This window comes from Dyadobacter sp., assembly GCF_051859145.1.
Classification (GTDB): Bacteria; Bacteroidota; Bacteroidia; order Cytophagales; family Spirosomataceae; genus Dyadobacter.
In genome coordinates this window covers 1-9,953 of sequence record NZ_JBHYGF010000610.1, presented here as the reverse complement: position 1 = coordinate 9,953, position 9,953 = coordinate 1, and the positions used below count along the sequence as shown (strand labels likewise).

The window sequence follows — 9,953 nt, the reverse complement described above, 5'->3', positions numbered from 1 at the left end:
AAATTGTTTGTATAAAAACATTCGTGACCAATTCTGATGGGATCGAGTTAATGTTGGAAACGCAGGTGAAATTTGCCAATGCGAGTTGTGCACAGCGGTTTGTGGCGGATTACTCCGAAATGTCGGCAAAGAACTTCCTGCAGAATTGTTTGACAAAAGAGCGGATCTGGATAGGTTAACCACCAAAAATCCGCTTGTCCGTAACTGCTTCCCGGTGCGCTTCCAGAAAGTCGCAGAATGATTTTACCTGCATTTCTTGTAATGAAAGATCGAGCGCGTGGTCGTAGTCTTCCTGGTAAACCTGCTTGAAATCAGTAATAATGTAGCGGAGGCTGCGTACTCCTTTGGCGCGCAATGCGGGGAGATAGAAGTTCTGGTGATTTTGTTCGTATTGACCTGGTTTATAGTTGCTTGTTGTTTTAATGTCAGCGGCGAACATTTTACCCAAAACATCTACATAACCGTAAAGCAGCACATTGTTCAACTCGTACTCGCAGTAGAATTGCGTGCGCAGCATAGGTCGCGGAAGCAAGGCGCGAACCTGGTCCAGAATGTCCGGATCGAACGCTTCTTCATCAGTTCCTTTAATCACAGCTTCTTCAAATGAAACGCCTCTGCGTTGCGCCTCCGTTTGGGGCACCGGCACGCGGTTTATTCGGTCAATTAATTCCTGTTCAGTCAAATAGCCCTTTTCAAACCGGTCGAAACAATTGAGAATGGAGGGATATAACTTGTAATTAACTGCCATTTGAGTTGCGTTCTATTTTGGTTTGCCGAAGTGGTAAGTAAGTGAAAATCCCAGAAAGCTGAATTTGTCATCCGGCGTGTCGCTGTAAGAGTCGCTTTCCTCCGGATTAATCAGCCTCCGCCCCGAGGTCGCGTCCATTTTATCTGTTCTTACAAAATAGAAGCGATAATCGGCACCGATTTTCAATGCAGGCAACAATGCAAATTCCAAAGAAGTGCCCAGCGGCAGCATACCTTCCCGCGTCTTTTTGATCCCGATTGGCCCACTTGCAGGTCCCCAGCGCAGGAACAGCGGATTGCGGGCACTTAGCTGACTGTTTGTAAACCGAAGCAGTTTGCCACTATCCAGGTCAAATGCATTGGCACTAAAATGGATCCGCCCAATTCCGCCGTAAACAATCCAATGCAAAGGTCCGGGTTCGAACGTGCTGAATTGCTCCGTCAAATCCCACCTGACCAACAACTCAATGGAATTATATTCATTCAGGAAATAAGAGTTGAAAAATTGTAATTGTTGCCCGCCAACTTTTCCAGCTGTAAAATCAATTTCAACAGAAAATTCTTTGGTGAAGGCTTTGCCAAAATTTACACCCAGCATCGTCTGCATATCCTGTCCATTCAGCTCGCCAAAAAATTGCGTCAGCCCGCCGCGCATTCCGATTGAAAAGTCGCGTTTCTGCTTTCGGTTATAACTTTTCTTGCCGCTGACTCCATTGGAAGAGTAGCGGTGCAGCGGTTTTTGACCGTAAACAAAGCATTGAAGAATGCAGAAAATCAGGATCAGACATAAACGGCGCATAGAATGGAGGTTTGTGTTAGAAAATCTCGCTCCCTATTTAGACGACGGATTACGCTTTTCGTCAGCCGGTTACCGTAAATACAGCCTGTTCGTCAACGCGAAACCGTATTTATCTGTTAGTTTTGCTTATAGTTGCATTTATCAGAAAAGAAATGAGTGTAGTACCTTATAAAGACAAAGAGGGTAGCAAACGGGAGCAGGTTGCCGAAATGTTCGACAACATCTCGCCGAAATACGATTTGCTCAACCACGTACTCAGCGCGGGCGTAGACATATATTGGAGGAAAAGGGCGATTAAGCTGCTGAAAAAGCAGCAACCGAAGGTGATTTTGGACATTGCTACCGGCACCGGCGACTTCGCCATTGAAGCACTTTCGCTGAACCCTGAGCGGATTATCGGGGTGGATATTTCAGAAGGAATGCTGGCTGTGGGGCGCGAAAAAATTGCCAAAATGGGCAAGCAAAATGTGATTACACTGCAAAAGGGCGACTCGGAAAGTTTGGCTTTTGAAAACAATTATTTCGACGCCATTATCGTTTCGTTTGGAGTACGCAATTTTCAGAATTTGCTCGCCGGGCTGACAGAAATGAACCGCGTGATGAAGCCGGGGGGAAATTGTGTGGTGGTAGAATTTTCAAAGCCGCGCAGCTTTCCTTTTAAGCAGTTCTATAATTTTTATTTCAAATACATATTACCAATTATAGGAAAGGCCGTCTCAAAGGATAGTTCGGCTTACACTTATCTGCCAGAATCGGTCCAGGCATTTCCCGACGGGGAGGCTTTCCTGGAAATTTATAGAAAAGCAGGTTTTACTAATACCAAATGCATATCACTTACCTTCGGGATTTGTTCAATTTACATCGGGCAAAAGTAATATTAGGAATGCTCGTGCTGCTCATCGCGGCGCAGGACTGCGTTGCGCAGGGTATTGGTTACAGGAGAAAGCACCTGGAATATTACGACGACAAGCCTATTCACTACGGAATATTGTTCGCCGTTCCATTTACCCGCTTTAATATCAGGCACAATAACGATTTCTTGTCCAAGGATTCTGCTTTTGTGATCCAGTCGCCGACGCAAGCCTCTTTTCGAATGGGCTTTACCGTGAATGCATTCCTGACAGATCATTTTGACCTTCGTACTACCCCATCGGTGTCTTTGTATGAGCGACAGGTGAAGTTCAGTTATCCAAATGCAGCTGACAGGATTGAAAAGCGGGAGTCGACCTGGATAGAAGTGCCATTGCTTTTGAAATACAAATCACTACGTCGGGTAAACTCACGCATGTATATGCTGGCAGGCGTGACTTTTGGAGTTGAAACCAACGTTAAAAGAAATCGCGGAGGCGGCTCTGCAAAGCTGGATACTAAGTCCACCGACTTCTCGATTGATTACGGAGTAGGTTATGAGCAGTTTTTTGAGTTCTTCAAATTCGCTCCTGAGCTCCGTTTTTCACATGGATTGACGAATATGTTACAGCCGTCAAAAAATTCTGTGGGGTCGGGGATCAGCAAGATGTCAACTCATACAGTTACGCTTTATTTGAACTTCGAGTAGGTATATTGATTTTCAGTTGCTTGTAAATTTTTAATTTTTTTTCTAAAAAAGTTTGCAGACCTAGATTTAATCGCACATATTTGCACTCCCAAACGACGGGGAAAAGGGAGTTTAGCTCAGTTGGTTCAGAGCATCTGCCTTACAAGCAGAGGGTCGGGGGTTCGAATCCCTCAACTCCCACAGTTAGAAAGCACTGAGCAATCGGTGCTTTTTTTGTTTTAAGACTGGCGTGAACACAAAGCAAAGGGAGTTTAGCTCAGTTGGTTCAGAGCATCTGCCCGCGCGGCGTCCGCTTACAAGCAAAGGGTCGGGGACGGTCCGCCGCGCGACGGTCGGCCGCTGCCACGGTCCGCCGCGCGGTTCGAACCCCTCAACTCCCACGAATACACAAGGCGCTGGCAATAGCGCCTTTTTTTGTGCCCTGGATTTTGATTTCGCATTTGCAGGATCAAAACCACTTCTTCACTTCGGCAATTCGCCCAATTACTTACCTCCCTCCACATTCCTGCAACTTCAAAAGTCAGTTCAGGTGCCACCTACATTTAACTTGTACAATCACCTGGATTTTAATGTAGTAATAGGTTGTGTAACCAATATTCAACTTATTTGATAACTTTGAAAAAAGAACCTCCATCAACAATAATACATGCATAAATATCTACACTCGTTAGACTATCTGAGAGGTCTGGCAGCGCTTTCCGTATGCCTTTTCCACTTTACAGATAAAGCCGATTTTCTGGCTGACACTAATGTGTTCAAGGCACTTTTCAAACACGGTCGTTATGGCGTGGAAATCTTCTTTATCATATCCGGGCTTGTAATTCCGTATTCCATGGCGAAAGCCTCTTATACTTTTAGCCAGGCATGGACTTTCCTGAAAAAGCGCATTGTAAGGATTGAGCCGCCGTACCTTATTTGTGTTCTGCTGGCAATATTTCTGAATTACCTGACTACCACAACCTCCTTTTATGTTGGGAAAGCATTTTCAATCGACTATGCACAACTATTTGCCCATCTTGGCTATGTGAATGCTTTTATTGGCAAAGATTGGCTTAATCCTGTTTTCTGGACCCTGGCAATTGAGTTCCAGTATTACATTGTCATCGCATTAATCTTTCCATTAATCAGCAGCCGGATTTCAGTGGTTTGGATCACTACATTAATCCTATTCAACTATTTATCATTTTATTTTGATAGAAACTATCTTTTCAACTTTTCCGTCTTTTTCAGTACCGGTATAGTAATCTACCGTTTACTCGTCAATAAGCTAACATTTACAAACTTTGCAATTTGCATTGCAGCACTGCTTGTATTTAGTTTTTACAGATACAGTTATCTCGAAGTACTGGTCGTTTTATTCACGTCTATTGTTATTTTAGCGCCACTCCGTACAACCTTACTCAGCTCTTTTTTCGGGGAAATTTCTTACTCGCTTTATTTACTTCATTTTCCAATCGGTTTGAGGATCGTTAATCTCACCCAGCGATTTACGGAAAATGAAATGCTCAGAAGTGCCGCAGTTCTTGCAGCACTCCTGATCTCAATCTTTGTCGCTTATATTTATTTTAGGGTAATTGAAAAGCCTTGTAAAGAAGCATCTCAACGCATTAGGTATCAGAAAGGGAAATCTCTAAACCCGGAGCAGGAGCTGGTAGAGTCAGCTAAACCGGCAGAGGTATATGTTGCAAAGGTGTAGGTAATGATGGTAGGTGTTCGTAATTTATACATTCATCTAACTTCTACTTGCGGTAGCTTTTCAAACCTTTCTGATCGCCAAGTTCACCTAGTATCTTTTTCAATCCTTCTATATTCATCTTCAATCCGTCTTCTGCATCCGGGGCAAATTCTTCGTTGATAATGCCGATTGGTCCATTGTAGCTACTTTTTTGGATGATCCGCATCATTTCCAGCTCGGCGTCTCCCTGGCCAACCGGCACTACTTTCACCGGGTTACCTTTCTTTAAACCTGCCAGGTTTATGGCCAGTAAATGCGGCAGTATTTTCGGGTAGAATGTCGGGAAAGTTTCCAGATCGGACTCTGCGTGGTGGAAGTTGTAAACAATCCCGATATTAGGTTTATTGACATACCTGATCAGTTGCAGCTGGTTTTCCGGATCTCCGTACCAGCCTCCATGATTATAAACACCCACTTTGCAGCCAATCTCCGCGGCTTTGTCGGCTATATAAGCTAGCGGCTTCGCATGTGCCTTGATCTTTTCCTGCTGCGACATTTTATCCAGATCCTTAATCCCGGCAATCATACACCAGATTTCTGTTTTGATATGATGCCTTTTCAGTACTTCCAGAATAATCGGTAAAGTCTTGTCGTTTTCCGGGTCCGGACCTGAGTACAGCCAGAATGCTTGCAATTTGATATGGTGGCTTTTCAGCGACTCTATTTCTTTGTCAAACTCCGGTATATGCTTCTCCCGCCAATCGTAAGCGAGCATTGTAATGCCAATTTTGTTAAGCATTTCGGATCGCTCGACAGGGCTGCGGTTTTTACTGTCAAATGGTACAATGCACCAGGCAATCAGATTGTCTTTCCTGAAAATGCTTTTTTGCGCTTGCGCCGAACTCGTCAGCAATGCAATCAGAAGTATGCATTTGCCCAGAATTGAGATGCATTGTTTGTACCCATTCATGTTCCGAAATTTTATAGATGAACCTGCTGACCTGTTTCCGCTGACTGAATTCCCGCTTCCAATACCCGCATAATTTTTAAACCGTCCGCGAAGTCGGGCTTAATCTCCGTTTTTTCGTCCACAGCTTTCAGGAAATCGACTACTGCGTGTACGAATGCATGCTCGTAGCCGATAATGTGACCGGCAGGCCACCAGTTACCCACGTAGGGATGTGCGGATTCAGTTACAAGTATGTTCCGGAACCCCTGCGCAATTTTATCATCATTGAGCGAAAAGTATTGCAGTTCATTCATTTTTTCCAAATCAAATACAAGACTTCCCTCGCTGCCATAGATCTCGAATGACAAACGGTTTTTTCTCCCCGTTGCCAGCCTTGTTGCTTCAAATGAACCCACAGCGCCATTTTTGAACCTGACCATCATCAAAGCGGCGTCTTCTACTGTTACTTCCCCCTTTTCAGTCGCGCTGGCTTCTGCCGACAGGTTGCCTGCTGTTCCTTCATTTGCAAGCGGCCGTTCTTTGATGAAATTGGCTGTAAGGCAGGAAACTGAAGTAATGTCGCCAACAAGAAAATGGGCCAGGTCCACTGCGTGTGAATTAAGGTCCCATTGCGGTCCCGCCTGCGCGATCTCCTTTTGCAGTTGCCAGGTCAATGGAAAGTTCGGGTCCACGATCCAATCCTGCTGATAGCAGCACCGCCAGTGAAAAATCCGCCCGATTTTACCGGCTTCAATCATCTTTTTCGCCTGCGCTACTGCGGGTACGCGTCTGTAATTGTGGTTGAGATAATGCACCACTTTGTTGTCTTCGCACACTTTCAGCATTTCTTCGGCTTGCCGGCTGCTCATTGAAAGGGGCTTTTCGCAAAATATGTGTTTACCTGCCCTGGCTGCGGCAAGTGCAATTTCGTAGTGCAGGTTCTGAGGCAATGCAATGTCGATAATATCAATGTTGTCGCGCTCGATCAGCTTCTTCCAATCCGTCTCAGTCTCTTCCCAGCCCCATTTTTCTGCAAACTCAGTTACCGATTCCTGATTTCTTCCGCAAGCAGCTTTGAGTACAGGTTTCACGGAAATGTCAAAAAACTGGGGGGCTTTGAGCCAGGCATTGCTGTGTGCCCGCCCCATAAACTTATAACCAATAATACCGATATTGAGCGCTCTTGTCATTGCTAAAAAGTCTGTTTACAAATTAAATGTGAAGCTGAAATTTAGGTAATAATTAACACACTATACACGATGAAACAACTTGCGCTTCACCTGCGCACGGGTAAAGTAATGCTGCATGAAGTCCCCGCGCCACTGGTCCGCAAAGGATGTGTGCTGATCAGGACACGAAAAAGTCTTGTTTCGGCCGGTACCGAAAGAATGCTCGTCAGCTTCGGCAAAGCCAGTCTGCTTTCAAAGGCAATCCGGGAGCCGCACAAATTCAGACTAGCGATTAGCAAGATCAGATCCGAAGGTTTTTTGAAGACATTTTCTCTTGTTTCAAGTCAGCTAAGCCAGTTAATGCCACTTGGCTACGCGCAGGCGGGTGAGGTGATTGCGGTGGGAGAGGGTGTTCTCGGGTTTAGGGCAGGAGACAGGGTCGTAAGTAATGGCTGCCACGCGGAGATCGTTTGTGTTCCTGTCAATCTGGTTGCTAAAATTCCGGACAATGTATCCTGCGAAGAGGCTGCATTTACGGTGCTGGCCGCTGTGGGTTTGCAGTCGATCCGGCTCCTCGCGCCTTCGCTTGGCGAGGTGGTTGTAGTAATGGGACTGGGACTTATTGGCTTACTTACTGCTGAGCTGCTGCGGGTTAACGGCTGCCAGGTAATCTGCATTGAGCCGGACCGCGAGAGGCGGGAACTTGCGGCAAAGCGTGGTTTTCAGGTTTTTGATCAGGATTCATCTGCGACCGAAATGCAGCTTTCGGCACTTAATAACGGAAATGGCGTCGATGGCGTGATCATAGCAACAGCAAGCAGCTCCAATTCGATTGTTGATCAGGCTGCGCGGATCTCTCGGAGAAGAGGCAGAATTGTGCTGGTAGGTACTGCCGGTCTGCATTTGGACAGGAGTGTATTTTACAAGAAAGAGCTCAGCTTCCAGGTTTCCTGCTCTTACGGACCTGGCCGGTATGATGCATTGTATGAGGATAATGGGGTTGATTATCCTTTACCATACGTACGCTGGACAGAAAACCGCAATTTTCAGGCAGTACTGCAGCTTTTGCAGCAAGGCAAATTGGAGGTAAAATCATTGATTTCCGAAACACTTGACTTCAAGGAAAGTGCAGCCTTTTACAGCAAAAAGGATTCTAAAAACCTGGCAACGATTATCACTTATCCCGATTGTGCCGAAGAACCCCGCCAGGAAAGTTTAATGCATTTCAAGTACAAACCAGCCACGCCCGTCATTGGAATCATAGGTGCAGGGAATTTTGCGAGAATGACACTTTTACCCAACCTGAAAGGCGCTGCGATCAAATACATTGCAAGTGCTGGCGGATTAAATGCTTATCAACTTGCAAAACAGTACAAAATACCCTGTCCGACAACCGACTATCGCCAGATCCTTTCGGATGCCGAGGTTAGTCTGGTAATTATTGCTACCCGGCACGATCAGCACGGAAAATTGGCAATCCAGTCGCTAAATGCAGAGAAGCATGTATTTGTGGAAAAGCCGCTGACGATTATTCCCGAAGAGCTTAATGCAATTGTCGAAGCGCAGCAAAAGGCACAAAAGTGCCTGGTAGTTGGGTTTAACCGCCGGTTTTCACCTTATGTAAGTAAAATGTTGCAGCTTCTTGGCGGAGCGCAGATGAACGTGATTGTTACGGTAAATGCAGGGAGCCTGCCAGCTGACTCCTGGTTGAAAGATCCGGCAATAGGTGGCGGGAGGATACTGGGTGAAGCGTGTCATTTTATCGATCTGGTCACTTGTCTCACCGGCAGCCGGGTGACAGCTGTATGCAGTAATGCAATGCAAAGTCAGCCGGGCTGGGCTGATGAAAATGTGAGCATCCTTCTCAGGTATTTGAACGGGTCTGCGGGAGTAGTCAACTATTTTTCAAACGGCAGCAGCAAGTATCCGAAGGAGCGGGTAGAAGTATTTGCCGGCGGCTGCACGCTGGTACTCGATGATTTCAAATGCCTGATCGGTTATGGTTTTGAAAATTTTAATAAGCTGAGTTCAGGTATAGACAAAGGCCACAAACGACAATTTTCACAATTTAGCCAGGCAAGAAAAGATACAAGTATACCCGAAATCAGCATAAATGAAGTTGTAAATACGACACGGGCCACATTCGCAGCTGTGGAGAGCCTGAAGGCGGGCTGTTGGATTGAAGTACAATGAAAAAGCTCCGCAAATTTCTTCATTATCAGCGTTTTATCAGAGAAATGGGGCTGCGCTACGTAGGTTTTCGTACTATCTACGAAATTTGCCGTAAGTTGAAAATAACGCGCCTGTACTATCCGAGGAAATATGTATTTCGGTCATCGATTTCAGTTGCAGACTGGCAGCGATCAAACGTTCGCTTTTTTGTACCAGTTATAGCGGAAATGCCGCAAGTGCATTATCAAACCCTAGCAGAACGAGTCAACAGAATCAGCCAGGGTGAGCAGCTATTTTTCTCCAATGAATGGATCAGCGTAGATGATTGGCATACCAATCCGAAAACTCTTTTCAGGTACCCGAAAAATCAGCATTGGACGGAAATTGCGACATTGTCTCCCATAGCTGGCGATATTAAATATGTTTGGGAAAAAGCGAGATTCTGTTTTCTCTATGATCTGATGCGGTTTGATTTTCACTCCGGAGTAAGCCAGTCAAAACTGGTTTTTACCTGCATTGAAGATTGGATTGATCATAATCCGGTTAATCGCGGCCCGCACTGGGTTTGTAGCCAGGAAATTTCATTACGCGTGCTCAACTGGATCTTTGCGCTGCATTACTACCAGCATTCGCCAGCATTAACCCAACCTATTTTCAACAAGATCCTAGCCAGCATTTATGCCCAAATGCGGCGGGTTTTTGCGCATTTCAGGTATTCGCGGATAGTCCTGCACAACAACCATACACTTACCGAGGCAGTCGCATTGTATTCAGTTAGTTTACTGTTTCCCTCTTTCCCGGGAAGCAACATCTGGCGACGACAAGGTAAAAAGTGGTTTGAAGCTGAAATTGCCTCTCAGATCTTTGAAGACGGGAGTTACATT

At 45.6% G+C, this 9,953-nt stretch carries 9 protein-coding genes and 1 tRNA gene; 6 read left to right on the top strand and 4 right to left on the bottom strand.

The window, feature by feature from the left end:
* Window positions 1–175 precede the first annotated feature (175 nt).
* Window positions 176–748 (bottom strand): hypothetical protein, encoded by a 573-nt coding sequence (locus ACTIE6_RS27485; protein ID WP_439559683.1) that lies wholly within the window; start codon window positions 746–748, stop codon window positions 176–178.
* A gap of 12 nt (window positions 749–760) precedes the next feature.
* Window positions 761–1,546 carry a hypothetical protein gene (locus ACTIE6_RS27480; protein WP_439559682.1) on the bottom strand — a complete coding sequence of 262 codons (786 nt, stop codon included), beginning with the start codon at window positions 1,544–1,546 and terminating at the stop codon, window positions 761–763.
* Window positions 1,547–1,698: 152 nt separating this feature from the next.
* On the opposite strand from ACTIE6_RS27480, the gene ubiE reads away from it, so the two are divergent.
* From ubiE to ACTIE6_RS27460, 4 genes are all read left to right on the top strand, one after another.
* Window positions 1,699–2,421 carry a bifunctional demethylmenaquinone methyltransferase/2-methoxy-6-polyprenyl-1,4-benzoquinol methylase UbiE gene (ubiE, locus tag ACTIE6_RS27475; RefSeq protein ID WP_439559681.1) on the top strand — a complete coding sequence of 241 codons (723 nt, stop codon included), beginning with the start codon at window positions 1,699–1,701 and terminating at the stop codon, window positions 2,419–2,421.
* The gene (locus ACTIE6_RS27470) at window positions 2,370–3,104 is read left to right on the top strand and encodes a porin family protein (protein ID WP_439559680.1); all 735 of its coding nucleotides are present in this window, start codon (window positions 2,370–2,372) and stop codon (window positions 3,102–3,104) included. Before ubiE ends, ACTIE6_RS27470 begins: the two co-directional genes overlap by 52 nt.
* Window positions 3,105–3,209: 105 nt before the next feature.
* A tRNA-Val gene (locus tag ACTIE6_RS27465) sits at window positions 3,210–3,284 on the top strand.
* A gap of 466 nt (window positions 3,285–3,750) precedes the next feature.
* Window positions 3,751–4,800 carry an acyltransferase family protein gene (locus ACTIE6_RS27460; protein WP_439559679.1) on the top strand — a complete coding sequence of 350 codons (1,050 nt, stop codon included), beginning with the start codon at window positions 3,751–3,753 and terminating at the stop codon, window positions 4,798–4,800.
* A 43-nt stretch (window positions 4,801–4,843) separates the two neighbouring features.
* Here the strand turns inward: ACTIE6_RS27460 and ACTIE6_RS27455 are convergent, their stop codons facing one another.
* Both ACTIE6_RS27455 and ACTIE6_RS27450 read right to left on the bottom strand, forming a co-directional pair.
* A complete protein-coding gene (locus tag ACTIE6_RS27455; protein ID WP_439559678.1) occupies window positions 4,844–5,749 on the bottom strand; it encodes a sugar phosphate isomerase/epimerase family protein in 906 nt (301 codons plus the stop codon).
* An 11-nt stretch (window positions 5,750–5,760) separates the two neighbouring features.
* Window positions 5,761–6,918 (bottom strand): Gfo/Idh/MocA family protein, encoded by a 1,158-nt coding sequence (locus ACTIE6_RS27450; protein ID WP_439559677.1) that lies wholly within the window; start codon window positions 6,916–6,918, stop codon window positions 5,761–5,763.
* 69 nt (window positions 6,919–6,987) lie between these two features.
* Between ACTIE6_RS27450 and ACTIE6_RS27445 the strand changes: the two genes are divergently transcribed.
* Both ACTIE6_RS27445 and ACTIE6_RS27440 read left to right on the top strand, forming a co-directional pair.
* Window positions 6,988–9,090: a bi-domain-containing oxidoreductase gene (locus ACTIE6_RS27445; protein WP_439559676.1), complete on the top strand. Its 2,103-nt coding sequence runs from the start codon at window positions 6,988–6,990 to the stop codon at window positions 9,088–9,090.
* Window positions 9,087–9,953 (top strand): heparinase II/III family protein (locus ACTIE6_RS27440; RefSeq protein WP_439559675.1); only part of this gene is annotated, 867 nt, incomplete at its 3' end. The genes ACTIE6_RS27445 and ACTIE6_RS27440, both read left to right, overlap by 4 nt.